At 64.5% G+C, this 24,367-nt stretch carries 24 protein-coding genes and 2 tRNA genes; 10 read left to right on the forward strand and 16 right to left on the reverse strand.

The genetic code is table 11. The features are described from left to right. Positions 1 to 6 precede the first annotated feature (6 nt). Entirely contained in the window at positions 7 to 954 is a 948-nt protein-coding gene (locus tag BB28_RS16220) for a thiamine-phosphate kinase (RefSeq protein ID WP_046254239.1), read from the reverse strand. A 17-nt stretch (positions 955 to 971) separates the two neighbouring features. Here BB28_RS16220 and BB28_RS16225 point away from each other — a divergent pair, with 17 nt between their 5' ends. Continuing rightward, positions 972 to 1,514 carry a DUF3515 domain-containing protein gene (locus BB28_RS16225; protein ID WP_046254240.1) on the forward strand — a complete coding sequence of 181 codons (543 nt, stop codon included), beginning with the start codon at positions 972 to 974 and terminating at the stop codon, positions 1,512 to 1,514. 1 nt (position 1,515) lies between these two features. Here BB28_RS16225 and BB28_RS16230 read toward each other — a convergent pair whose 3' ends face one another. Genes BB28_RS16230 through BB28_RS16240 form a run of 3 tightly spaced genes read right to left on the reverse strand, consistent with a single transcriptional unit; the run spans position 1,516 to position 4,736 of the window. Further along, complete coding sequence (locus BB28_RS16230; RefSeq protein WP_046254241.1) at positions 1,516 to 2,634, reverse strand: D-alanine--D-alanine ligase family protein; 1,119 nt, start codon at positions 2,632 to 2,634, stop codon at positions 1,516 to 1,518. A gap of 4 nt (positions 2,635 to 2,638) precedes the next feature. Next, positions 2,639 to 3,751, reverse strand: coding sequence for a cystathionine gamma-lyase (locus BB28_RS16235; RefSeq protein ID WP_046254242.1), 1,113 nt, complete (start codon positions 3,749 to 3,751; stop codon positions 2,639 to 2,641). Between the two features lie 4 nt (positions 3,752 to 3,755). After that, positions 3,756 to 4,736, reverse strand: a complete 981-nt coding sequence (locus BB28_RS16240; RefSeq protein WP_030094091.1) for an NAD(P)H-dependent glycerol-3-phosphate dehydrogenase — start codon at positions 4,734 to 4,736, stop codon at positions 3,756 to 3,758. Positions 4,737 to 4,782: 46 nt separating this feature from the next. On the opposite strand from BB28_RS16240, the gene cofC reads away from it, so the two are divergent. Genes cofC through mutT1 form a run of 3 tightly spaced genes read left to right on the forward strand, consistent with a single transcriptional unit; the run spans position 4,783 to position 8,529 of the window. Then, a complete protein-coding gene (gene cofC / locus BB28_RS16245; RefSeq protein ID WP_046255905.1) occupies positions 4,783 to 5,406 on the forward strand; it encodes a 2-phospho-L-lactate guanylyltransferase in 624 nt (207 codons plus the stop codon). Then, positions 5,403 to 7,559: an RNA degradosome polyphosphate kinase gene (locus BB28_RS16250; RefSeq protein ID WP_263854233.1), complete on the forward strand. Its 2,157-nt coding sequence runs from the start codon at positions 5,403 to 5,405 to the stop codon at positions 7,557 to 7,559. Before cofC ends, BB28_RS16250 begins: the two co-directional genes overlap by 4 nt. A 49-nt stretch (positions 7,560 to 7,608) precedes the next feature. Beyond that, entirely contained in the window at positions 7,609 to 8,529 is a 921-nt protein-coding gene (gene mutT1 / locus BB28_RS16255) for an 8-oxo-(d)GTP phosphatase MutT1 (RefSeq protein ID WP_046254244.1), read from the forward strand. A gap of 68 nt (positions 8,530 to 8,597) precedes the next feature. Here the strand turns inward: mutT1 and BB28_RS16260 are convergent, their stop codons facing one another. The 3 genes from BB28_RS16260 to leuC all read right to left on the reverse strand — a co-directional run bounded on the left by BB28_RS16260 (position 8,598) and on the right by leuC (position 11,404). After that, entirely contained in the window at positions 8,598 to 9,167 is a 570-nt protein-coding gene (locus BB28_RS16260) for an HU family DNA-binding protein (RefSeq protein ID WP_064393603.1), read from the reverse strand. Positions 9,168 to 9,328: 161 nt separating this feature from the next. After that, complete coding sequence (leuD, locus tag BB28_RS16265; protein ID WP_046254246.1) at positions 9,329 to 9,928, reverse strand: 3-isopropylmalate dehydratase small subunit; 600 nt, start codon at positions 9,926 to 9,928, stop codon at positions 9,329 to 9,331. A gap of 30 nt (positions 9,929 to 9,958) precedes the next feature. Further along, positions 9,959 to 11,404, reverse strand: coding sequence for a 3-isopropylmalate dehydratase large subunit (leuC, locus tag BB28_RS16270; RefSeq protein WP_191985275.1), 1,446 nt, complete (start codon positions 11,402 to 11,404; stop codon positions 9,959 to 9,961). Between the two features lie 49 nt (positions 11,405 to 11,453). Here leuC and BB28_RS16275 point away from each other — a divergent pair, with 49 nt between their 5' ends. From BB28_RS16275 to BB28_RS16285, 3 genes are read left to right on the forward strand one after another with little or no spacing between them, the layout of a single operon-like run. Further along, positions 11,454 to 12,155, forward strand: a complete 702-nt coding sequence (locus BB28_RS16275) for an IclR family transcriptional regulator (protein WP_030094098.1) — start codon at positions 11,454 to 11,456, stop codon at positions 12,153 to 12,155. A gap of 9 nt (positions 12,156 to 12,164) precedes the next feature. Then, the gene (locus BB28_RS16280) at positions 12,165 to 12,662 is read left to right on the forward strand and encodes a pyridoxamine 5'-phosphate oxidase family protein (RefSeq protein WP_046254247.1); all 498 of its coding nucleotides are present in this window, start codon (positions 12,165 to 12,167) and stop codon (positions 12,660 to 12,662) included. Between the two features lie 8 nt (positions 12,663 to 12,670). Continuing rightward, positions 12,671 to 12,973: a hypothetical protein gene (locus BB28_RS16285; RefSeq protein WP_046254248.1), complete on the forward strand. Its 303-nt coding sequence runs from the start codon at positions 12,671 to 12,673 to the stop codon at positions 12,971 to 12,973. Positions 12,974 to 12,987: 14 nt separating this feature from the next. Here BB28_RS16285 and BB28_RS16290 read toward each other — a convergent pair. The 5 genes from BB28_RS16290 to BB28_RS16310 form a co-directional block, all read right to left on the reverse strand. Further along, positions 12,988 to 13,063: transfer RNA gene (locus BB28_RS16290), tRNA-Glu, on the reverse strand. 97 nt (positions 13,064 to 13,160) lie between these two features. Next, positions 13,161 to 13,232 (reverse strand) — tRNA-Gln (locus BB28_RS16295). Between the two features lie 78 nt (positions 13,233 to 13,310). Further along, positions 13,311 to 14,813 carry a glutamate--tRNA ligase gene (gltX, locus tag BB28_RS16300; RefSeq protein WP_046254249.1) on the reverse strand — a complete coding sequence of 501 codons (1,503 nt, stop codon included), beginning with the start codon at positions 14,811 to 14,813 and terminating at the stop codon, positions 13,311 to 13,313. Positions 14,814 to 14,815: 2 nt separating this feature from the next. Further along, complete coding sequence (locus BB28_RS16305; RefSeq protein WP_046254250.1) at positions 14,816 to 15,592, reverse strand: fumarylacetoacetate hydrolase family protein; 777 nt, start codon at positions 15,590 to 15,592, stop codon at positions 14,816 to 14,818. A gap of 10 nt (positions 15,593 to 15,602) precedes the next feature. After that, positions 15,603 to 16,262, reverse strand: coding sequence for a TetR/AcrR family transcriptional regulator (locus tag BB28_RS16310; protein WP_030094103.1), 660 nt, complete (start codon positions 16,260 to 16,262; stop codon positions 15,603 to 15,605). Positions 16,263 to 16,376: 114 nt separating this feature from the next. On the opposite strand from BB28_RS16310, the gene BB28_RS16315 reads away from it, so the two are divergent. Continuing rightward, a complete protein-coding gene (locus BB28_RS16315; RefSeq protein WP_046254251.1) occupies positions 16,377 to 17,594 on the forward strand; it encodes an oxygenase MpaB family protein in 1,218 nt (405 codons plus the stop codon). Positions 17,595 to 17,647: 53 nt separating this feature from the next. After that, complete coding sequence (locus BB28_RS16320; RefSeq protein WP_046254252.1) at positions 17,648 to 18,850, forward strand: MFS transporter; 1,203 nt, start codon at positions 17,648 to 17,650, stop codon at positions 18,848 to 18,850. 66 nt (positions 18,851 to 18,916) lie between these two features. Here BB28_RS16320 and BB28_RS16325 read toward each other — a convergent pair whose 3' ends face one another. Together BB28_RS16325 and serA are read right to left on the reverse strand one after the other, a co-directional pair. Continuing rightward, on the reverse strand, positions 18,917 to 19,930 hold the full coding sequence (locus BB28_RS16325; RefSeq protein ID WP_046254253.1) for a 3-isopropylmalate dehydrogenase: 1,014 nt from the start codon (positions 19,928 to 19,930) through the stop codon (positions 18,917 to 18,919). Continuing rightward, positions 19,927 to 21,498: a phosphoglycerate dehydrogenase gene (gene serA, locus BB28_RS16330; RefSeq protein ID WP_109550713.1), complete on the reverse strand. Its 1,572-nt coding sequence runs from the start codon at positions 21,496 to 21,498 to the stop codon at positions 19,927 to 19,929. The genes BB28_RS16325 and serA overlap by 4 nt, the downstream gene beginning before the upstream one ends. A gap of 147 nt (positions 21,499 to 21,645) precedes the next feature. Here serA and BB28_RS16335 point away from each other — a divergent pair, with 147 nt between their 5' ends. Continuing rightward, a complete protein-coding gene (locus BB28_RS16335) occupies positions 21,646 to 22,329 on the forward strand; it encodes a LysM peptidoglycan-binding domain-containing protein (RefSeq protein WP_225421944.1) in 684 nt (227 codons plus the stop codon). A 1-nt stretch (position 22,330) separates the two neighbouring features. Here BB28_RS16335 and BB28_RS16340 read toward each other — a convergent pair whose 3' ends face one another. After that, positions 22,331 to 23,683, reverse strand: coding sequence for an MFS transporter (locus tag BB28_RS16340; RefSeq protein WP_046254256.1), 1,353 nt, complete (start codon positions 23,681 to 23,683; stop codon positions 22,331 to 22,333). Positions 23,684 to 23,698: 15 nt separating this feature from the next. After that, positions 23,699 to 24,295, reverse strand: coding sequence for a TetR/AcrR family transcriptional regulator (locus BB28_RS16345; protein ID WP_046254257.1), 597 nt, complete (start codon positions 24,293 to 24,295; stop codon positions 23,699 to 23,701). Positions 24,296 to 24,367: the final 72 nt, after the last annotated feature.

Below are 24,367 nucleotides of genomic sequence, written 5' to 3' on the forward strand. Positions count from 1 at the left end.
GGAGAGTCAACTTAGCCGAAAAGAATCCCACCCGGTTGCCCGAGTCCAGGGTGCGCCGTCAACCGTCACGCCCGTTTGCCCCGCCGTCACCTGACCGATAGGTATCCAGCCCGCGGGGACCTCATCGGGAAAGGTCGCGACCAGGGCGTGGTCCTCGCCGCCGGTCAAGATCCATTCCCACGGGTCGGCACCGAGTAGCCCCGAGGCGCCCGCGAGCGGCACCAGATACGGCTCCATGTTCGATGAGCTCAGGTCGACGCGGACCGCGCTGGATTCCGCGATATGTCCCAGATCGGCCAACAGACCGTCGGAGACATCCGTCATGGCCGTCGCTCCGGCCCGCGCCGCCACCGCACCCTGCCCATACGGTGGTGACGGGACCAGGTGTACCGCGCGGAGCTCCGGGAACTTGTCAATACCGTCCTGCCACAAGCGGAGTCCCGCCGCCGAGGTGCCCAGCGCACCACAGAGGGCAACCGTGTCTCCCACGGCGGCCCCGCCGCGGGTCACCGGTGCACGCCCCTGCAGGTCGCCGAGCGCGGTCACCGAAATCACCAGCTGGCGCGAAGCCACCAGATCTCCGCCCGCGATCGATGCCTGCACCCGCGCCGCTTCGGCCCAAATTCCGTCGTTGAGCTGGTCCAGGAACGCGATGTCGGTTTCGGCGGGCGCACCCACCGCGACCACAAAGGCCGTGACCCGTCCCCCCATGGCCTCGATATCTGCAGCGTTCTGCGCCACCGCTTTTCGGCCGATATCCGATGACGACGACCAGTCGAGGCGAAAATGTCTGTCCTGCACCAACATATCCGTCGACACCAGAACTCTGCTATCCGGCGCACGGACCACGGCGGCGTCGTCACCCGGGCCGAGCTGGACGTCGGCGCCGGGCACACGACCCGCTGTGAGCCGGCTGATCACGCCGAACTCGCCGGTATCGCCCAGATTTGGCACTCGGTTAGTGTAGGCCCGTGCAATCCGAAGACGGCCCGCCCCGCAAGCTCCTCATCGGTATCGCCATTTTCGGCGCGGTCGCAGCCTTGGCCGTTCTCTTCGGTGTCCTGAAGTTCGCACAGTTCCAGGACGATAAGAAACCCATGGCTATCACCAATATCCCTGCACCTCAGGCTAATTCACCACTCTGCGTGGATATGACCAAGGCATATCCGGACGGCATGGCGGGCGACTGGAAGCGGGTGCAGGTCGTCGAGCCCAAACCACCCGCGGCGGCCGCGTGGCGCCGGGGTCAGGATTCGGTGGTCGCACGTTGCGGTGTGGACCGACCGGCCGAATTCACCGTTGGCACCTCGGTCGAGCAGATCAACGGGGTGCAATGGTTTCGAGTCACCGATGCCGCGGTGGGAATCACCACCTGGTTCGCGGTGGATCGCGGCGTCTACATCGCCGTGACCATGCCCGATGGTTCAGGTACGGAGCCGTTGGTCGAGATGTCCGACGCCATCGGAAAGGCACTACCGGCTGTCAAACCCGATCCGCTGCCACTACCCCGCTGAATCAGCGCAGGCCAGTTCCCCGCGCCAGCGCGGTGCGCACCATCGCATCCAGGAGTGCCGGGTAGTCGACACCGGTGGCCGCCCACATCCGGGGGTACATCGAAATCGTGGTGAATCCGGGCATGGTGTTGATCTCGTTGATCAGCGGGCCGTCCTCGGTGAGGAAGAAGTCCACCCGGGCCAGACCCTGGCAATCGATCGCCCGGAACGCCGCCACCGCCAGCTCGCGGATTTGATCGCTCACCTCGTCGTCAACCTTGGCAGGCACGTCCAATTCGGCGGTGTCATCCAGGTATTTGGTCTCGAAGTCATAGAAAGCGGCCGCACCCGTCTCAGCCTCATAGACGCCCTCGACCCGAATCTCACCAAGCACGCTGCCACGGATGTCTCCGTCGGGGAACTCCAGCACCCCGCACTCGAGTTCGCGTCCGACGATGGCGGCCTCGACGATCACCTTGGGGTCGAACTGGCGCGCATGGTCAATCGCGGCAGGCAGTTCCTCCCACGCGGTGACGCGGGAGACACCGAATGACGATCCCGCCCGGGCAGGCTTGACGAACACCGGCAGTCCCAGGTCCTCGCGCTGATCCGCGGTCAGCGTGGCATCACGCGGACGGATCACGACGTACTTGCCGATGGGGAGTCCCTCAGCGGCCAGCAGTTTCTTGGTGAATTCCTTGTCCATACCGGCCGCGCTCGCCAGCACGCCCGCGCCCACATAGGGCACCCCGGCCAGCTCCAGCAGACCCTGAATGGTGCCGTCCTCGCCGTAGGGACCGTGCAGCACCGGGAACACCACGTCCACGGAGGCCAGCACCTGTCCTGCGGCGCTCGAATCAACGTTGACCAATTGGCCCGCGCGACGCGGATCGGTGGCGAGCAACAGCTCGGTACCGGAAGCGTCGGTGACCTGCGGCAGCGTGCGGTCGCTGATCGCCAGCTGCGCCGGGTCGCCATCGGTCAGCACCCAGCCACCTTCGGGGGTGACACCGACCGCCACCACCTCGTACGCGTCCTGGTCGAGGTTGCGCAGAACGCTGCCGGCGGACACGCAGGAAATCGCGTGCTCACTACTGCGTCCGCCGAACACGAGCGCGACCTTGATCCGGGAGTCGTTCACAGTGTCAGACCGTACCGGCTGCGAGCGCGGTCTCAATGTCGGCCAGCAGATCGTCGGTGTCCTCGATGCCCAGGGAGATCCGCGCGAATCCGTCTGGAACCGCGTCACCCCAGCGCGCCCGGCGATCCACCGAGGTGTGCACGCCACCAAAACTCGTCGAGGCGGCCAATAGCTCGCTGGCACGCACCAGCGCATGCACGGCGTCGGCACTGGCCAGTTCGATCGAGACGAGGGAGCCGAACCTGCTCATCTGAGCGGACGCCACGGGATGGGAGGGATCGCCCGCAAGCCCGGGGTACCGCACCGACACCACATTGGGGTGCTCACCCAGCATCGTCGCCAGTGCAAGAGCGTTCTGGCACTGGCGTTCGAACCGTAACCCGGCGGTCGCGAGGCTGCGCGCTCCCAGCCAGGCCTCGAACGGGCCCAGGATCGCCCCGGCGCGCGATCGTTCCTGTAAGACGGCCGACAGCAGATCCTCACGCGACCCCGCGACGTACCCGGCGATCAGGTCACTGTGACCGGAAAGCGCCTTCGTCGCGCTCGCGACCACCAGGTCGGCGCCCAACTCCAGCGGCAGCTGGCCCATCGGGGTGGCTGTGGTGTTGTCCACGACCAGCACTCCACCGTGTGCGTGTGTCTCACGGGCCAGCAGGGTCAGGTCCACCACATCCAGGCGCGGGTTGGAGGGGGTCTCCGCCACCACCACATCGGCCTGCGCAGCGGCGGCCACGATCTCATCCGACTTGGCAGCGATTACGTTAATACCCAGCGCTGCAAGGTTTTCCGTGGCATAGCGCCGCGTCTGATAATAACCGTCCTCCGGGACCACCAGCGTCTGGCCGGGGCGAACCAGCGCACGTAACGTCGAGGCGATCGCCCCCATGCCCGAGCCGAACACGAGCGCGTTATCGGCGCGCTCCAGCGCCGCCAGACCCGATTCCCATTGTCGCCAACTGGGATTGGACGCACGCCCGTACGTGTCCAGAGAATCATCCTCGGGCACCGGCAGGTGATAAGCGGAGGCGAACACCGGCCCCGCGAGAAAAGGTTGCCCGGCAACAGGTTCGGCGGTGGCGGCCACAACGGCCCGGGTCGATATCCCTGGCTCTGGCATGTGTTTACTCCGGTTTGGTACTGCGCCCTAACAACTGGGCGACGGCATCGGTGACGCTCAGTCCGCGATGACAGACGCCATGAACAGCTTCGGTGAGCGGCATCTCGACGTCATAGCTCGATGCCAACGCCAAGATGGACTCACAGGAGGTGACTCCCTCCGCGACCCTACCGCCGGCGGCGTTACGTGCCTCCTGCAGCGTCTCACCGCTGCCCAGCCGCATGCCGAAGGTCCGGTTTCGCGAATGCGTCGAGGTGCAGGTGGCCACCAGGTCGCCGACCCCCGCCAGACCCGCAAGCGTGGTGTGGCTGGCGCCCAGTGCCAGCCCCAGCCGGGTGATCTCGGCCAGACCGCGCGTGATGATGGTGGCTATCGTGTTCTCCCCCAACCCGACTCCGGCGGCCATGCCGCAGCTCAGGGCGATCACGTTCTTGCACGCACCCCCCACCTCGCAGCCGACGACATCGGCGTTGGTGTACGGGCGGAAGTAACGCGTGGAGAAGGCGCGCTGCAGGGCCACGGCCCTGGTCGAGTCGGTGCACCCGATGACGGTGGCGGCGGGCTGGCCCGCCGCGATCTCGCTGGCCAGATTCGGGCCGGTCAGCACGGCAACCCGGCTCGGATCGGTGCCCAGCACCTGAGTGACGACCTGACTCATCCGCATGAGCGTGCCGACCTCGATGCCCTTGGCCAGGCTCACCACCGAGGATCCGGGTTCGATGAGGTCGGCCCAAGGGGTCAGGTTGGCGCGCAGAGACTGCGACGGTACTGCCAACAGCACCAGGTCGGCGCCCTGCAGGGCCTCTTCGGCCACTCCCGTGGCGACTATCGACGCGGGCAGATCCACATCGCTGAGGTACACCGAGTTCCGGTGCGTCGCATTGATCTCATCGGCTAGTTCGGATCGGCGTGCCCACAACCGCACATCGTGTCCGGCGTCGGCAAGCACCTTGCCCAACGCGGTCCCCCAGGAACCAGCACCCATCACCGCAGCCGTGGCCATGGCAGACACCCTAGTCGGGGCTGGCACCATGGAGTACGTGGGCAGACAGGCTGGCACGGACTTCGGCGTGATCATCGCGGTCAAGAACTTGGCGACCGCGAAGAGCCGCCTGGCGCCGTCGCTGCCCGCACCTGAGCGGGAACGGTTGGTGCTGGGCATGCTGACGCACGCCATCTCGGTGGCCTTCTCCGCCGCCCCAACCGTGGCGGTGATCAGCCCCGATCCCGCGGCCAAGGCGGCGGCCGGCGAGGCCGGGGCCCGGTTCATCTTCGATGACACCCCTGAGGGCCACCCCGACCCGCTGAACAACGCGTTGCGCAGCGCCGCGACCCAGCTGCGGGCGGCTTCTCCGAATCTTGTTGTGTTGCAGGCCGACCTTCCTGCGGTGACGGCTCAGGAATTCGCGGCCGCGATGGAGGCGGCCCGCAGCCATTCGCGCAGCTTCGTCGCCGACCGGCACGGCACCGGCACGGCGGCGCTGTTCAGCACCGATGGCGAGCTGAATCCGCTGTTCGGAATCGATTCGGCACGGCGACACCGGGATTCGGGGGCCGTCGAACTCACTGGCGATTGGCCCGGCTTGCGCTGTGATGTGGACACCCCGGAAGATCTGAGCGCGGCCCGCGAACTGGGGGCAGCGCTGCCGCTCTGAGTCGGGCCGATAACCCTATGATCACAAGGGTGACCACACCCAGCGTTCCCCCGGCCGCAACCACGATCGCGTCGGGTGAGGAGCTGCCCGAAGATCGGTATCTCAACCGGGAGCTCTCGTGGCTGGACTTCAACACGCGCGTGCTCGCCCTGGCCGCCGACGAATCACTGCCCATCCTGGAGCGCGCCAAGTTCCTGGCGATCTTCGCGTCCAATCTGGACGAGTTCTACATGGTCCGCGTCGCCGGCCTGAAACGCCGCGACGAGACCGGCCTGTCGGTGCGTTCGGCCGACGGCCTGTCGCCGCGTGAGCAGTTGAAACTGATTGGTGAGCGCACGCAGGAGATCTCCGTCCAGCACGCCCGGGTATTCAGCGAGTCGGTACGGCCCGAACTCGCCGAGAACGGCATTTTCGTCGTCACCTGGGCGGACCTGTCGGAGAACGAGCGCAGTTACCTTTCCTCGTATTTCACCGACCAGGTCTTTCCGGTGCTGACCCCATTGGCCGTCGACCCGGCGCATCCGTTCCCTTATATATCGGGCCTGAGCCTGAATCTCGCGATCACCGTCCAGGTTCCCGAGACAGGTGGCCAGCACTTCGCCCGAATCAAGGTGCCTGACAACGTCGATCGATTCGTCAGGCTGCGCAGTCCGGAGGGCGCCGAGGCCGCGCAGGCGGCCCACACCGCCCGCTTCCTTCCCATGGAAGAACTCATCGCCGCGCATCTGTCGGCGCTGTTCCCGGGTCTGGAAGTCGTGGAGCACCATGCATTCCGCATCACACGGAACGCGGATTTCGAGGTCGAGGAAGACCGGGACGAAGATCTTCTGCAGGCACTGGAACGTGAGTTGGCTCGTCGCCGGTTCGGCTCACCGGTTCGGCTCGAGGTCGCCGACGATATGACCGAGCACATGCTCGAGCTGCTCTTGCGCGAGCTGGATGTGAATCCCGGTGATGTGGTGCAGGTACCAGGCCTGCTCGACTTGTCCTGCTTGTGGCAGGTTTATGGCGTGGACCGTCCCGCGCTCAAGGACCCCACGTTCGTCCCGGCAACCCACCCCGCGTTCGGTCAGGGCGAGACCCCCAAGAGCATCTTCTCCACCCTGCGCGACGGTGATGTGCTTGTTCATCATCCCTACGACTCGTTTTCCACCAGCGTGCAACGGTTTATCGAGCAGGCGGCGGCCGACCCACAGGTCCTGGCCATCAAACAGACGCTGTACCGCACCTCCGGCGACTCGCCCATCGTCAATTCGCTTATCGACGCCGCCGAGGCCGGTAAGCAGGTGGTCGCCCTCGTCGAGATCAAGGCGCGCTTCGACGAGCAGGCCAATATCAAGTGGGCCCGAGCCCTGGAAGATGCCGGCGTGCACGTGGTCTACGGCTTGATCGGCCTGAAGACGCATTGCAAGACCGCACTGGTAGTGCGCCGCGAGGGGTCCGCCATCCGCCGGTACTGCCATATCGGTACCGGAAACTACAACCCGAAAACCGCCCGGCTCTATGAGGACGTCGGCCTGCTGACCAGCGCGCCGGAGATCGGCGCGGACCTCACCGACCTGTTCAACTCGCTCACCGGGTATTCACGGAAGGTGTCCTACCGCAACCTGTTAGTGGCACCGCACGGAATTCGCGCGGGGATCATCGACCGCATCGACCAGGAGATCGCAGCTCATCGGGCCGGGCAGGATGCTCGCATCCGAATGAAAATGAACGCGTTGGTGGACGAGCAGGTCATCGATGCGCTGTACCGGGCATCGCAGGCCGGTGTTCCCGTCGAGGTGGTGGTGCGCGGGATCTGCGCGTTGCGACCTGGCGTTCCGGAGTTCTCCGGCAACGTCACGGTGCGATCCATTCTCGGCCGGTTCCTTGAACATTCGCGCATCATTCACTTCAACGCCATCGATGAATTCTGGATCGGCAGCGCCGACATGATGCATCGTAATCTGGACCGACGGGTCGAGGTGCTTGCACGCGTCACCGATCCGAAGCTCACCGCACAGCTCGACGATATGTTCACCTCCGCGTTGGACTCCCGGACCCGCTGCTGGGAGCTGCAGTCCGATGGTCAGTGGTTGGCCTCGCCTGCGGACGGCGAGGAGGTGCGCGACCATCAGGTCGAAATGATGAAACGGCACCGCTCGCATACCTGAGCTAGCCCAGGTTCTTCCGGCTGAACAACTCTCCCCCGAAGGAGCTTTCGTGCCCGATCCGACGACGCGGACCGGTGCTGCGGTCCTTGCTGCCGGAGCCGCACTCTGGCGGTACAAGGAAGACACTGCCGGAGCCATCGAAGTGGCGCTGGTGCACAGACCACGGTACGACGATTGGTCATTGCCGAAGGGCAAGCTCGACCCCGGTGAGACGGCGGCCATCGCTGCCGTCCGTGAGATCGCCGAGGAGACCGGATTCAGCGCCCGGCTCGGCAGACGATTGCCATCGGTGAGTTACCCGGTGGCCCAGGGAACCAAACGCGTCAGATATTGGGCGGCACAAGCTTTGGACGGGAAGTTTGAAGCCAACAATGAAGTCGATGAGATTCAGTGGCTGTCGGTGGCGCGGGCGATCAAAACGGTCAGCTACGCCGTTGATCGGAAAGTGCTGCGAAATCTCGCAAAGCACGAAATTGACACTCGGACATTGATCATTGTGCGCCACGGAAAAGCGGGGCGAAAGGAACGCTATTCCGGCGATGACACGCTGCGTCCGTTGGACAAGAAAGGCCGCGCCCAGGCCGAAGCGCTTACCAGTCAATTACTCGCATTCGGCGCTAGCGCCATTCACGCTGCCGATCGATTGCGCTGCCGGCAGACCGTCGAACCGCTTGCCGAAGAACTGAACACGGTGATCTATAGCGAGCCCGCACTCAGTGAAGAGGCCTACTGGGCTGATCGAAAGCGTGCACATCGCAGGATTCTCGAAATCGCCGGATCGGACGGCATCAGGGTGGTATGCACTCAGGGACGGGTCATCCCAGATCTCATCCAATGGTGGGCAGATCGCGACGGTGTCCGCCCCGATAAGTCACGTAACCGTAAGGGCAGCATGTGGGTGCTGTCGATGCATGGCCAGAAACTGCTGGCCGCAGACCATCTGGACAGCCCGCTGCCTACCGGCGGCTAGCCGCCAACACTGCCCCCAAAAGCAACATCGGGCCCCACCCTGAGGTGGGACCCGATGTTGTCTTGAAACTACTTGCGGCCCTTCTTGGCCGGAGCCTTCTTGGCGGGAGCCTTCTTGGCGGGAGCCTTGGTCGCAGCCTTCTTGGCAGGAGCCTTGGTCACGGCCTTCTTGACGGGAGCAGCCTTCTTAACGGCGACTGCCTTCTTCACGGGCGCCTTCTTGGCGGGAGCAGCCTTCTTGACCGGGGCGGCCTTCTTGGCGGGAGCCTTCTTGGCCGGGGCTGCCTTCTTGGCGGCGGCACGCTTCGCCGGGGCGGCGGTGGAGCCACGCTTCACAGCGGGACCGTCGGCCGGAAGCTTCTGCGAGCCAGAGACAACCGCCTTGAACTGTGCACCGGGACGGAACGTCGGAACCGACGTCGGCTTCACCTTGACGGTCTCACCGGTACGCGGGTTGCGGGCGACACGTGCGGCGCGGCGACGCTGCTCGAAAACGCCAAAACCGGTGATGGTCACGCTCTCACCCTTATGCACGGTGCGAACGATGGTGTCGACGACGTGCTCCACCGCGGCGGTGGCTTGCCGGCGATCCGAGCCCAATTTCTGTGTCAGAACGTCGATGAGCTCTGCTTTGTTCATGTAAAACCCTCCGAAGCCAGTGGTCCACTTTGAACCGACTTCGAACACGGTAAACCCAACTGCACCTGATTTCCAAGTGCCACGCGTAATTTCGGCAAAATTCTCTAAGCCTTTTGCCGACCTAAAAGGAATGCCCTTGGCCCCCAAGGGCGCCCAATCAGCTACTCGGAGGGCTCCAAAGTACGGGGTTTGAACTCCGGCCGGGATGCCTCGAAAGCTTCGATTTCGTCGACTTTTCGCAGCGTAAGGCCTATATCGTCCAGTCCTTCGAGCAGCCGCCACCTGGTGTAGTCGTCAATCTCAAACGGCACCACCGCCGTTCCGGCGGTCACTGTCCGATCGTCAAGATTCACAGTGAGTTCCAAACCGGGATTCTGCTCGATCAGTTTCCACAGCAGCTCGATGTTGGACTGATCCACCAGTCCGGCGACCAGACCGGCCTTACCGGCGTTGCCCCGGAAGATGTCTCCGAAACGGGACGACAGTACTACTCGAAATCCGTAGTCCATCAAGGCCCACACGGCGTGCTCGCGGGACGATCCGGTGCCGAAATCGGGCCCGGCGACAAGCACGCTGCCCCGGTTGAACGGCTCCTGATTCAGAATGAACGAGGGATCGGCACGCCAACCGGCGAAGAGACCGTCCTCGAAACCCGTTCGGGTGACACGCTTGAGGTACACCGCCGGGATGATCTGATCGGTATCGACGTTAGAACGACGCAGCGGCACACCAATTCCGGTGTGAGTGTCGAATGCCTCCACTATTTCCTCTCTGTGCCTTTTGGCAGGTGCCTATTTTACGGATTTTGCCAAATCAGCTGGCGATGAGAGCTTTCCCCGCACCGCCGTGGCCGCGGCGACGGCCGGTGACACCAAGTGGGTTCGGCCGCCCTTACCCTGGCGGCCCTCGAAATTCCGGTTCGAGGTCGACGCGCACCGCTGCCCGGGAGACAACTGGTCAGGGTTCATCCCCAGACACATAGAACACCCCGCCTGGCGCCATTGAGCGCCCGCGGCCGTGAAAATCTCACCCAGTCCCTCGGATTCGGCCTGCGCACGCACCCGCATCGAGCCGGGAACAATGAGCATGGTGACCCCCTCGGCCACCTTCTGGTCCCGCAGTACGTCGGCCACAGCGCGCAGATCCTCGATCCGCCCGTTGGTGCAGGACCCCACGAACACGGTGTCCACCGGGATCTCACGCATCGGGGTACCCGGGGTGAGATCCATATAGGTCAGCGCCTTCTCGGCCGCCAGCCGCTCCTCCTCATCGGCCATCAGCTCCGGATCAGGCACGTCCGCGCTCAGGGGCACTCCCTGTCCCGGATTGGTGCCCCAGGTGACGAAAGGCGTCAAAGTACTGGCCTCGATGTGCACTTCGGCGTCGAACTGAGCGCCATCGTCCGTGCGCAGCGAGTCCCATTCGGCCACAGCGGCATCCCACAGCTCCCCCTCGGGGGCGTGCGGACGACCCTTCAGATACGCATATGTCGTCTCGTCGGGCGCGACCATGCCCGCCCGCGCACCTGCCTCAATGGACATATTGCACATAGTCATTCGGGCCTCCATCGACATCTCTTCGACGGCCTGCCCGCGGTACTCCAGGACATAGCCCTGGCCGCCGCCGGTGCCAATCTTGGCGATCACCGCCAAAATGACGTCCTTGCTGGTGACGCCCGTCGGCAGGGGGCCGTCGATGTTGATGGCCATGGTCCGAAAGGGCCTCAGTGGCAAGGTCTGCGTGGCCATCACGTGCTCGACCTCGGAGGTCCCGATACCCATCGCCAGTGCGCCAAATGCCCCATGTGTAGAGGTATGGCTGTCGCCGCACACGACTGTGGTGCCCGGCTGGGTCAAGCCCAGCTGCGGACCGACCACGTGCACGATGCCCTGTTCGGCGTCTCCCATCGGGTGCAGGCGGATGCCGAATTCCTGGCAGTTGCGCCGCAGCGTTTCCACCTGAGTGCGCGACACCGGATCGGCGATCGGCTTGTCGATGTCAATCGTCGGCACATTGTGGTCTTCGGTCGCGATCGTCAGATCCGGCCGGCGCACCTGGCGCCCGGCGAGCCGCAGGCCGTCGAAGGCCTGTGGGCTGGTCACCTCGTGCACCAAATGGAGATCGATATAGATGAGGTCTGGCTCTCGGGCCTCACCCTCACCGGTTCCGCGTACCACTACGTGGGAGTCCCAGACCTTCTCTGCCAGGGTCCGGGGCTGTTGGACACTAGTCATCATTGGCTCCGTGCTCATTGCGTCTCATTATTTGGAACGCTAGTATCGTTCCGTGAGACAGCATAGCGGTATCGGCGTCCTCGACAAAGCGGTGCAGGTCCTGACGGCCATCGGCGACTCCCCCTGCGGGCTGGCGGAATTGTGCGAGCGCACCGGGCTCCCCCGGGCCACAGCCCACCGGCTGGCAGCAGGGCTGGAAGTCCACCGACTCCTGTCCCGTGACGGTGATGGGCAATGGCAGCTCGGCGCCGGGCTGACCGAGCTCGCCGCACATGTCAACGATCCGCTGCTCAGCGCCAGCACCCAGGTGCTGCCGAAACTGCGTGAGATCACCGGCGAGAGCGTGCAGCTCTACCGCCGGGAAGGCACCGTCCGCATCTGCGTGGCGGCACTCGAACCACCAGCGGGGCTTCGCGATACCGTGCCGGTCGGATCACGCCTGCCCATGTCCGCCGGGTCGGGCGCCAAAGTTCTGCTTGCCCACAGCGACACCGCCACCCAGGCCGCGGTGCTGCCCGGAGCGACATTCACCGAGCGTGCTCTTGCCGATGTACGCAAGCGCGGTTGGGCACAAAGCGCCGCCGAACGGGAGGCGGGAGTCGCCAGTGTGTCGGCGCCCGTTCGCGACCGGCATGGCAATGTCGTTGCGGCGATATCGGTTTCCGGCCCCATCGATCGGATGGGCCGGCGGCCAGGCGCTCGCTGGGCCGCCGATCTCGTGGCCGCATCAGAGGCGATAACAGCCCGGCTTTAAGCTCCGAAGATGGGAACCAATCAGCGCTCGCAGATCGTCATGTCTGACGAAGAGATCACCGCGTTCATCAACAACTCACGCAACACCACCATGGCGACCATCGGCGCCGACGGACAGCCGCACCTGGTGGCCATGTGGTACGCGGTGATCGACGGCGAGCTGTGGTTCGAGACCAAGGCCAAGTCGCAGAAGGTGGTCAACCTCAAGCGCAACCCCACCATCACATGCCTCATCGAGGACGGACTCACCTACGACACTCTGCGCGGCGTGGCGATCGAGGGCCAGGCAGAGATCGTCGAGGACCCGGACAAGCTTTTCCAGGTGGGCATCAGCGTCTTCGAGCGGTACACCGCCCCGTACACCGAAGAAATGAAGCCATTTGTCGAGACGATGCTCAACAAGCGCATCGCGGTGCGGGTGCGCCCTACCCGCATTCGGTCCTGGGATCACCGCAAGCTCGACATGCCCGCAATGCCTGTGGGTGGGTCGACGGCGCCGCAGCAGTAGGCACGGCGGTGGGCCGGCTCGCGCGCGAGGCGTTCGACTCCTTCCGTGAGGGTCTACGTCATAAGAAGATCAAGCGACCATTGAGCGATGCGCTGGTCCACCACCTCGGTTCCGGCGAGGTGACCGGAGAGCAGGGCGACCGGATCCGTGAATTGTGCGCCGAGACCCTCGACATCGAGGTGGACGTCGCGAAGACCGGCGCGCATCAAGCACGCAAATTTGTGATCTGGACCCTGCGTCATCGTCATCCGGAGCTGACCGAGGAGGCATTGCGGATGTTGGGTGATTACCGCGCCGAGAGCTGGCGCTAGTTTCAGAAAAGAGCTGGTACCCCCGATGGGATTCGAACCCACGCTACCGCCGTGAGAGGGCGGCGTCCTAGGCCGCTAGACGACGGGGGCTAGAACATTTCCGTGCAACGCGCGTGGCGCGCAGACTTGACAGTCTAGCTCACCGGTATGCATCACACCAAATCACTTGTCGTGCAAATGATTTGCGCTGGGGTACCAGGACTCGAACCTAGAATGGCGGTACCAGAAACCGCTGTGTTGCCAATTACACCATACCCCATTGGCCTCGCAGAACCGCAGGTCAGCGCGCTGACAGCGGACTTTGGAGCCGACGAGCAGACTACCAAACCAAGGGCGATTAACCCGAATCGGTTTGGCCCTCTACCTCATTTTCCCAGGTCCGAGCGTTTCGCAGCCGCTGCAGGGTGCGTTCGGAACCCAGCAATTCCATAGATTCGAACAGCGGCGGGCTCACCGTCGCACCGGTGACGGCGACACGCAGCGGCCCGAACGCCTTCCGGGGTTTGAGTTCGAGCCCCTCGATGAGCGCGCCCTTGAGCGCCTCTTCGATCGCAAGTGTGGTCCAGGCGTCGACGGACTCCAGCGCACCGATCGCCGCATCCAGCACCGGCAGCGAGCCCTCCCCCAGTTCCTTACGGGCCGATCCCGGATCGATGGCATAGACATCGTCGTTGAGGAACTTCAGCAGCCCCCAGGCGTCGCCCAGCACCACAACCCGCGTCTGCACCAGATCTGCCGCCACCGCGAAAGCGCTGTCCTCCAATCCGAGCTCGTACCCATGGGCGGCAAAGAAGGTCTGCAGCCGTGCCACGAACTCCTCCGGGGCCAACAGCCGGATGTGCTCGGCGTTGATGGCGTCGGCCTTCTTCTGATCGAATCGCGCCGGATTCGAGTTGACGTTGGCGACGTCGAAGGCGGCGACCATCTCCGACAGGCTGAAGATGTCGTGATCGTCGGCTATCGACCATCCCAGCAGGGCAAGGTAATTCAGCAGCCCCTCGGGGATGAACCCGCGGTCGCGGTGCAGGAACAGGTTGGACTGCGGATCGCGCTTGGACAGCTTCTTGGTGCCCTCGCCGAGCACCGACGGCAGGTGCGCGAACACCGGTATCGAGTCGGCGACTCCGATCCGGATCATGGCCTCATACAGGGCGATCTGGCGCGGTGTCGACGGCAGCAGATCCTCACCGCGCAGCACGTGAGTGATTTTCATCAACGCGTCGTCGACGGGGTTCACCAACGTGTACAACGGATCTCCGTTACCACGGGTCAGCGCGAAGTCGGGCACCACACCCGCGGCGAACGTGGTCTCCCCACGCACCAGGTCGTTCCAGGTGATGTCGTGATCGGGCATCCGCAGTCGGACAACAGGGTTGCGACCTTCCGCGTGGAACGCCGCACGCTGCTCATCGGTGAGGTCGCGGTCGTAATTGTCGTATCCGAGCTTTGGATTGCGGCCCGCGGCCAGATGGCGCGCCTCCACTTCCTCCGGCGTGGAGAACGACTCGTAGGCCTCCCCCGCCGCCAGCAGCTTGCGCACCACCTCGAGGTGCAGCTCCTTGCGCTGCGACTGCCGGTACGGCGCGTACGGCCCACCGATCTCGGGCCCCTCGTCCCAGTCCAGGCCTAGCCACCGCAGGGCGTCCAGGATCGCCAGATAGCTCTCCTCGCTGTCGCGGCCCGCATCGGTGTCCTCGATACGGAATACGAAGTCGCCTCCGCAGTGTCGCGCATAGGCCCAGTTGAACAGCGCGGTCCGAATCAATCCGACATGCGGGGTACCGGTCGGCGAAGGGCAGAAACGTACCCGGACCTTGCTAGATCCAGTGGTGTCACTCATTGTTACTTCGCCTTCCGCACAACAGGATTGGACAAGGTGCCGATACCTTCGATGGTGACGCTCACGGTATCTCCGTCGACGATGGGGCCGACGCCCTCGGGTGTTCCGGTAAGGATCACGTCGCCGGGCAGCAGGGTCATCACTGCCGACACCCACTCCACGATCGTGCCGACATCGTGCAATAGCAACGAGGTTCGGCTGCTCTGCCGGACTTCGCCATTGACCTCGGTGCGGATGGCCAGATCCGAGGGATCAAGATCAGTGACAATCCACGGCCCCAGCGGGCAGAACGTGTCGTGGCCCTTGGCTCGTGTCCACTGCCCGTCGGCACGCTGGTGATCGCGCGCGGAGACGTCGTTGCCGATCGTGTACCCCAGAATGACCTCGGCCGCCCGGGAGGCGGGGACGTCCTTGCACGGCCGGCCGATCACGATCGCCAACTCTCCCTCGTGGTGGACCTCGGATGCGCTGGGCGGCAGCTGAATCGGCAGACCCGGACCAATGATCGAGGTGTTGGGCTTGATGAAGATCACCGGCGACTCCGGTGGGGCACCACCCATCTCGGCGGCATGGGCGGCGTAGTTCTTGCCCATGGCCACCACCTTGCTGGCCAGAATCGGCGCCAGCAGCCTGACGTCGGCGAGCGGCCACTGGCGCCCGGTGAAAGTGGGCGTCCCGAAGGGATGCTCGGCGATCTCCCGGGCGGTCTCGGTGCCGTCATCTCCCTCGATACTGACGAAGGCGACACCATCTGGGCTGGCAATACGTCCTAGGCGCATTTACATGAGCCTAGTTGCCGGGCTTTGCACCTTCCTCGGCATCCTCACGTTGGTCCTCCCGGATGTTGGCGCGAGTGACCAACGCCACCAGAAAGTCCTCCAACCGGTCATGGGTGATATCGAGTTCCCCACGAAACCACGTGGTGACCAAGTCCAGTCCGCCGGACACCAGGGTGAAGGTGGCCAGGTCCAGATCGGGGTCCAGCGCATCGTCGGCGGGAAGCAGCACGCGGCCCTGATCGGCCATCACCTGTGCCAGCGTCTTGACCAGATCGCGGCGGCGGGCCGCCAACCCCTCGGTGGCCTGCGATTCCACCAGCAGCCTGCCCCGACGCGGGTCGGCGGTGAGAAATCGCAAGCCGCTACCGATGGCCGCACGGGTACGTACCACCGGATCCTTCGACGTCGAGCTCTTCGCGATGGCCTCGATGATGGCGGCCGATCCCGCCAGCATCTGTTCATCGAGCATCGCGAGCACCAACTCATCGGTGCTGCGGAAGCTCTCGTAGAAATACCGATCGTTGAGCCGGGCCTCGGCACATACGCCGCGCACCGTCAGCCCCTTCACGCCGCCACCGGCGACCAGATCCAACGCGGCGTCCAGGAGCGCCGCGCGTCGTCGTGCGCGTCGCTCACCGGAAGTGGCACCGCCATAGGTCCGGGATGGCATCCGCCGATTGTCGCACTTTGGTCCTTGACCTCACGGCATTTTCTGGTGATGATTCTCACCAGATGGTGAGAATCGTCACCAGATGGCCCGTTCAACGAGGAAAGGACCTCATTCATGGCTTCGAGCTGGCAGAAGCTCCCCAACCCGCCGCAGCTTCGCGAGTTCCCGTTCAACGTGTTCACGCGCTTCCTGGCCGGACGGGACATCCGCGCGACCGCTGAGCAGCGGGAGACCTTCCGTCAGTACGCACACGTCGGCGACCCACTCGCCGATGCAGTGGTCGCGATGTTCGCGCGTTTCCCGGCAGGCCAGGGGCGACGGATGTTCGAGATGGCATTGGAGTCCGGCATCGAATCGGTCGACAATCCCCCCGAGGAACTCGTCGCGTTCTTCACACAGGTCGATGCCCGGCCGTATTGGCTCGACGACGCGAAGCTTGAGCTGGCCGCGCGGGTCAGCATGCGCACCGGAGTGGTGGGCCTGGGCCTGGCACTGCCCGGCCTAGCCCTCACCGGGGGCTATCTCTCGTCCCGCGCCGACAAACCCCTGGTCGGTACCGGCAATCTGAATCTGCAGGCCGCGGCCCCGCGCCGGCTGCACGAGACGGCGCAATGGCTCATCGATGTCACCTCTCCCGGTGGACTCGAGCGATTCGCCACCGGTTTCAAGGGAGTGTCTCGAGTCCGTCTCATGCACGCGCTGGTTCGCGGCGCCATGAACCGGCGCGATGACTGGGACTACGAGAACTGGGACACCCCGATCAACCAGATCCAGCTGGCGGGGACGCTGATGCTCTTCTCGCTGGCCAATCTGGCGGGATGCCAGGCCATGGGCATGAGTTTCTCGGACACTGAGCGCGAGGCGGTCTTCCATTTCTGGCGATATGTCGGGCAGCTCATGGGAATTCACCCCGAACTCGTACCCACCAGCGAGGAGGACACCTGGCGGTTGTTCTGGCTGGAGGCCGATACCGAGTTCCTGCCCGACGAGGACTCATACTCGCTGACGCAGGCGCTACACCGGTCCATGCCGGACGAACCCGCGTTCATGCGGCTTTCCCGCGCCTATCTTTCGTCCTACAGCCGCCTCATCCTCGGCAAGACACATGCCGATCACCTGGGGCTTATCGACAGCAAGTCGATGCAGGCCGCGGTGCTGGGGACGTCGGTGGTCAATTGGTTCTTCGAACGCCGCAACGTGTTGCCAGGTATGACCCGCATCAGTGAGGAATTCGGTCACTTTGCGCGGCGTCAGATCGTCTCGCGCGGCATGGCGCAGACCGGGGGCGATCGCACCTACCGGCAGCACGACAAGCTCGCGACGGCCAGTTAGCAAATCCCATATATTGGGATAGTAGTTCAACAATTTGAGATAGATGTGGAACCATGGCACTCATGGTTCGTGTTGATGAGGTTGGTACAGCACGCCGTTGGGCAATGCTGGCCATTTCCCTGGGGTCCACCGCCGCCGCCAATGTCTTCATCAACGGTGTGGCATTTCTCATCCCCGCCTTACACACCGAACGCGGCCTGGATCTCGCCAACGCGGGGCTGCTGTCGGCGATGCCCAGCTTCGGGATGGTGCTGACACTCATCGCATGGGGCGCGCTCATCGACAGATTCGGTGAGCGGATCGCGTTGGTAAGCGGTCTGGCGCTGACCGCCCTGGCCGCGTTCGCCGCAGCCGAGGCACCGTCGTTGGTGCTCACGGGCGTCTTCCTACTGTTGGGCGGGGCGTCTGCGGCAGCGTGCAACTCGGCCAGCGGGCGCGTGGTGGTGGGGTGGTTCCCACCGAGCCAGCGGGGCACGGTGATGGGCATCCGCCAGATGGCGCAACCACTCGGAGTTGCGCTGGGCGCCCTGGTGATCCCCCGCATCGCGGAAAGCCACAGTGTGGCAACGGCATTGATCTTCCCGGCGGCCGTGTGCGCAGTGTCCTCGGCGATCTGCCTGGTGGGCATCATCGACCCGCCGCGACCACCGCGCTCGGAAGCACCCGAGGAACACCTGTCCAACCCCTATCGCGGTTCGCGGGTGCTGTGGCTGATCCACGCGGTGTCGGTGCTGCTGGTGGTTCCCCAGGTGGTCGTGTGGACCTTCACCCTGGTGTGGCTGGTGACCGACAGAGGGTGGAGCATCGGCGCGGCCAGCATCATGGTGACGGTGGCGCAGCTGGCCGGCGCGCTCGGCCGGGTTGCCGCCGGAATGTGGTCTGATCGTTGGGGTTCACGTATGCGCCCGATCCGGGCCATCGCGGTGGCCGCGTCAGCCGCCATGGCGCTATTGGCTCTCACCAATCAACTGGACTGGTCCATCAGCGTCGTCGTCATGCTGGTGGCGTCGGTGATCACGGTGTCCGACAACGGTCTGGCGTACACATCGATCGCGGAAATCGCGGGACCGTTCTGGAGCGGCCGCGCCCTGGGCGCACAGAACACCGGCCAGCTGCTGGCCGCCGCCGTGGCACCGCCGGTTTTCGGGGCGATCGCCACGGCGGTGGGATTCTCCGCAGCCTTCGCCGTGTGTGCGTTGTTCCCTTTGGCCGCTGTCGGTTTGGTGCCGGTGAAGCTGGAGAAACCCGCCCAATAACGCCGAATGCGAGCCTGACGCGATTTTCCGACTGGATTTCCGCGTGAGGCTCGCACTCGGTCAGGACTACAGGAAGCTGGCGATCCGATCGCCGGTGGCCGAGGTGGACAGCTTCTCCGCGCCCCGAGTGGCCAGGTGCTGTTCGACAGCCTTCTCCACACGCGCCGAGGCTTCCTTCTCGCCAAGGTGATCCAGCAGCAGGGCCACCGACACCACAGCGGCGGTGGGATCGGCGATCCCCTGCCCCGCGATATCGGGCGCACTGCCGTGCACCGGCTCGAACATCGAAGGGTTCTTGCCCGAACCGTCGATGTTTCCGCTTGCAGCCAAACCGATTCCACCGGTGACGGCGGCCGTCAGGTCGGTGATGATGTCGCCGAACAGGTTGTCGGTGACAATGACGTCGAACCGGCCCGGATCGGTGACCATGTGGATGGTGGCGGCGTCGATGTGCTGGTAGGACACCTGCACGTCCGGATGCTCGGTGGCGACTTCGTCGACGGTCCGCGTCCACAGTGAACCGGCGTACTTGAGCACGTTGTTCTTGTGCACGAGCGTCAGGTTCTTGCTGCGGGCCTCGGCGCGCTGGAACGCGTTGCGCACCACACGCTCGACTCCGAAGCGGGTGTTGAGACTGACCTCGGTGGCGACCTCGTGCGGGGTCTCCACGCGGATGGCGCCGCCGTTACCGGTGTACGGCCCCTCGGTGCCCTCGCGCACTACCACCAGGTCGATGACCGGGTTACCCGCCAGCGGACCCGTCACGCCCGGATACAGCTTGGCGGGGCGCAGGTTGATGTGGTGATCGAGTGCGAATCGGGTGTGCAGCAGCAGACCGCGCTCCAGCACTCCGCTCTGCACCGAGGGATCACCAATGGCGCCAAGCAGAATGGCGTCGTGTCCGCGCAGCTCGTCGAGCACCGAATCGGGCATGAGTTCACCGGTGGCCAGGTACCTGCGGGCACCCAGGTCGTATTCGGTCTTCTCGACACCGGGCAGTACCGCGTCGAGCACCTTCACAGCCTCGCCGATGACCTCGGGGCCAATGCCATCGCCGGCGATGATCGCGAGCTTTGTCATGAAAGATCAACCAACTCAAGGGTTGTCGCACCGACGGCAGCGCGGATTTCGTCGAGTACGGCATCCGGGGCGCTGCGATCGATACGCAGGATGATGGTGGCCGCCTCGCCCGAAGCGTCCTGGCTCAGCTGCGCGGCCTGGATGTTGACGTCGGCCGAACCCAGCACGGTGCCGATCTTGCCGAGGGCACCGGGCACGTCGGCGTAGTTGATGACCAGGTTTTCGCCCTCGGCACGCAGGTCGAAGTTGCGTCCGTTGATCTGGACGATCTTCTGTACCTGCTGCGGGCCGGACAGAGTGCCCGCCACATTGATGACCGAACCATCGGCGTACACGGCGCGCACGTCGACAACGCTGCGGTGGTTGGGGCTCTCGGTGGCCGTGCTGATCTCCGCACTCACGCCACGCTCCTCAGCGATCGACGGAGCGTTCACGAAGGTCACCTGGTCCTCGATCACCGACGAGAAGAGTCCGCGCAGCGCGGAAAGCTTCAGCACCGCAACGTCTTCGGAGGCCAGTTCGCCACGGACGTCGACCGACAGCGAGGTGGGCAACTGCTCGGAGACGGCCCCGATGAGCACACCAAGCTTGCGGACAACCTCAAGCCACGGCGCGACCTCTTCGCTGACGACTCCCCCACCGACGTTGACGGCGTCGGGTACGAATTCGCCTGCCAGGGCCAACTTCACGCTTGCCGCCACATCGGTACCGGCGCGGTCCTGGGCCTCGCTGGTCGAGGCGCCCAGGTGCGGGGTCACCACAACCTGGTCGAGCTCGAAAAGCGGACTGTCGGTGCACGGCTCGGTGGAGAACACGTCAAGCCCGGCGCCGCGGACGTGACCGCTGCGGATCGCGTCAGCCAGGGCGGCCTCGTCGATAAGCCCACCGCGTGCGGCGTTGACGATGATGACGCCCGGCTTGGTCTTGGCGAGCGCCTCCTTGCCGATCAGACCCGCGGTCTCCGGGGTCTTGGGCAGATGCACCGAGATGAAATCTGCCCGACCCAAAAGTTCGTCGAGGGTCAGCAGCTCGATGCCGAGCTGGGCGGCGCGAGCGGCCGAGACGTAGGGGTCGTAGGCGACGATGTGCGTCCCGAACGCGGCAAGGCGTTGCGCGAACAGCTGGCCGATGCGGCCCAGACCCACCACACCGACGGTCTTGCCGAAGATCTCTGTGCCGTTGAACGACGAACGCTTCCAGGTGTGCGCCTTGAGCGAGGCGTCGGCGGCCGGGATCTGCCGCGCGGCGGACAGCAGCAGGGTGACGGCGTGCTCGGCGGCGCTGTGGATGTTCGAGGTGGGTGCGTTGACCACCAGGACACCACGGGCGGTTGCGGCCTTGACGTCGACGTTGTCGAGGCCGACGCCGGCACGCGCGACGATTTTGAGCTTGGTGCCGGCTGCCAGTACCTCGGCGTCCACGGTGGTCGCCGACCGCACCAACAGCGCGTCAGCGTCGGGTACCGCGGCCAGCAGTGCGGGACGATCCGGGCCGTCGACCCAGCGCACCTCCACACCATCACCAAGTGCTTCGACGGTCGACTGGGCAAGTTTGTCGGCAATCAGCACGACTGGACGTTCGCTCACGTCGCCATAGCCTAGTGTGCCGCCCTAAGCGGCGGACATCACAGTCGCCGACAACCGCGGTCGCGGTCCGTCATATCGAGTAGCGCACTACTCGCGACCCAGGACGCACGCCCAGATGACGCTATGGGCATGACCGAAACACATGTACTACCTGTCAGCGGCCCCTACACGGTCCGCAGTGGTGACAGCCTGTGGAAACTGTCCGAAATGTTCTACGGCGACGGACGCCGCTACCGGGTGATCGCGGTGGTCAACGATCTGTCCGATCCTGATCTCATCGAGGTGGGGCAGGAACTTGAAATCCCGTATGTCACCTATCGGTACCAGGTCAAGGCGGGCGACACCAAGGGCACAATCGCCGAACATTTCTACGGCAGCTTCTCGATGAGCGGGGTGTTCGAGAGCCCCAGCGGTGTATCGCAGCGCGACCTGATTGTCGGCGAATGGCTGCTGATGCCGGACCTCGCCAACGTGGGACATCACACCGTGATGCCGGGCGAGACGCTGCAGGTGCTCGCGGACCGCTGGTACGGCGATTGGACGCTCTGGATCGTGATTGCCATCGCCAATCAGCTCAGCGGTGACAACCCCGAACCCGGCTCCGTGCTGATCCAGCCTCGGCTCAACCGGCGCCACACCGTTGTCTCCGGCGACACGCTCTGGAAGCTGGCGCAGCAGAACTACGGCGACTACAACACCGCACGGACACAGATCGCGGTCCAGATGGTGGCGGCGGCCAACCTCATCGAAAACCCCGATCAGCTCTCCGTGGGGCAGGTCATCTACTTCCCCTCGATCGACTTGGGCAGCTGAATCAGACCTCGGCGAGATCCACCCCCCGGGTCTCGCGCGCGACGAGCAATGCGCCGAATGTCAACACACCGGCGACCGATAGGTAGACCCCTACCCATGCGACGCCGAAGTCGTGCACCAGCCAGGTGGCGATGAACGGCGCGACGGCGGCTCCGATGATAGAGGCGAAGTTGTACGCGATCCCAGACCCGGTGTAGCGCACATTCGTGGGGAACAGCTCGGGCAGCAGGGCGCTCATCGGCCCAAAGGAAAAACCCATCAATGCCATTCCAACACTCAAGAACACCAACATCATCGGTTTGTTCACCGTCGAGGGGTCGAGGAACCAGCCGAATGAGAGCCCGAACACGATGATCCCGGCGGTGAACGTCAGCAGCACCGGCCTGCGGCCATACCTGTCGGCCAGCCGTCCGGATATCGGCACGCACGCCGCGAGGAACAGCACCGAAATCAGCTGCATCTGTAGGAAATCGACGTAACTGATCGCGAGCTTGACCCCGGACTTGTCGACTACCTTCCCCGTTCCGTAGGACGCTGCCCAGGTCGTCACGACGTAGAAGATCGTGTACGTCGCCAGCATGACGAACGTTCCGATCACCAGCTGGCGCCACGAGGTCTTGGCCACCTCGGCCAGCGGCGCGCGCACCTTCTTGCCCTCGGCGATCGCCTGGGTGAAGACGGGCGTCTCGGTGAGTTTGAGCCGGACATAAAGGCCGACAACCACAATGACTGCGCTGGCCAGGAATGGGACTCGCCAACCCCAGGACAGGAACGCATGGTTGGCCGTAGCCGTCTTGGCGTCGAAGCCCATGACGAGCATCAGCAGCAGGAAGGTGCCGTTGGCGAAGAAGAATCCAATCGGGGCGCCCAGCTGTGGCCACATCGCCGCCCAGCCCCGCTTCCCCTCTTCGGCGGTTTCGGTCGCCAGCAGTGCGGCCCCCGACCACTCCCCGCCCAATCCCAGACCCTGGCAAAAGCGCAACAGTGAGAGCAGCGCGGGCGCCCAGTAGCCGACGGCATCGAAGGTCGGCAGCAGCCCGATCGCGAAGGTCGCGACCCCCATGGTCATCAGCGATCCGACGAGGGTGGCCTTACGGCCGATCCGATCGCCGAAATGCCCGAACACCATGGAGCCGACGGGGCGGGCAACGAAAGCCAACCCGAACGTCGCGAACGACGACAGCAGCGCCGCGGTGTCATCCCCCTTGGGAAAGAACAACGTTGGGAACACCAGCACCGCCGCGGTGGCATAGATGTAGAAGTCGAAGAACTCGATACTTGTACCCACCATGGAGGCGACGACGATCCGGCTGCGCGGTACCGCAGACTCAACGGGCACGGTCTCCGGTGTCATGGCCACCGGCGGAGACTAGCGCAGCGATTCGATCCTGGTAGCCAGTACAGCCGTCCATTCCGCGATGTAGTCCTCGTCGGCGATGGCGGCGGTCGGCGCCCGAAAAACCGTACTGGTCGCACGCTTGCCCAAAAGTGCGTTGACGCCCAGCGCCCCAATCGATTCCGCTTGCGCCTTGCCCATGTCCGGGGCCCAGCCATGCACCCAGTCGGTGAGCTCGGCGTAGAGGCCATCGAAGAGTGCGGCATAGGCGGTATCGAGCCGGGCCAGGTGACCGGCCGGAACACTCGATGCGATCTGCAGCAGCTGCGACTCCTCATCGAGCACGGTCAGCAGGTAGCGACCCATCATGGTGAGTTCGTTACGCAGGTCACCGAGTCCACCAAATAGCGCGCGAATGTCACGCATCGCGCGCCGGCGATCGAGCTGACGATCGATGCCCGCCTCCAGCAGCGCTTCTTTGGACTTGAAGTGGTGATAGAGCCCGCCTGATCCGGGAGTAAGACCGGCCGCCTTCTCGATCTGGGCGACGCTAGTCGCCTTGTACCCCTGCTCGCCAAAGAGCCTCATGGCCTCGGCGACCAGGCGTTCTTTTGTGGAAATCTCAACCATTGACGTCTCCCAAGTAATCACTTAGTGTCACTCAGTGAGTACTTTAACAGCTGCTCTGGCTCACCGGTAGGA

The sequence above is a fragment of the Mycobacteroides chelonae CCUG 47445 genome, from assembly GCF_001632805.1.
Taxonomy (GTDB): domain Bacteria; phylum Actinomycetota; class Actinomycetes; order Mycobacteriales; family Mycobacteriaceae; genus Mycobacterium; species Mycobacterium chelonae.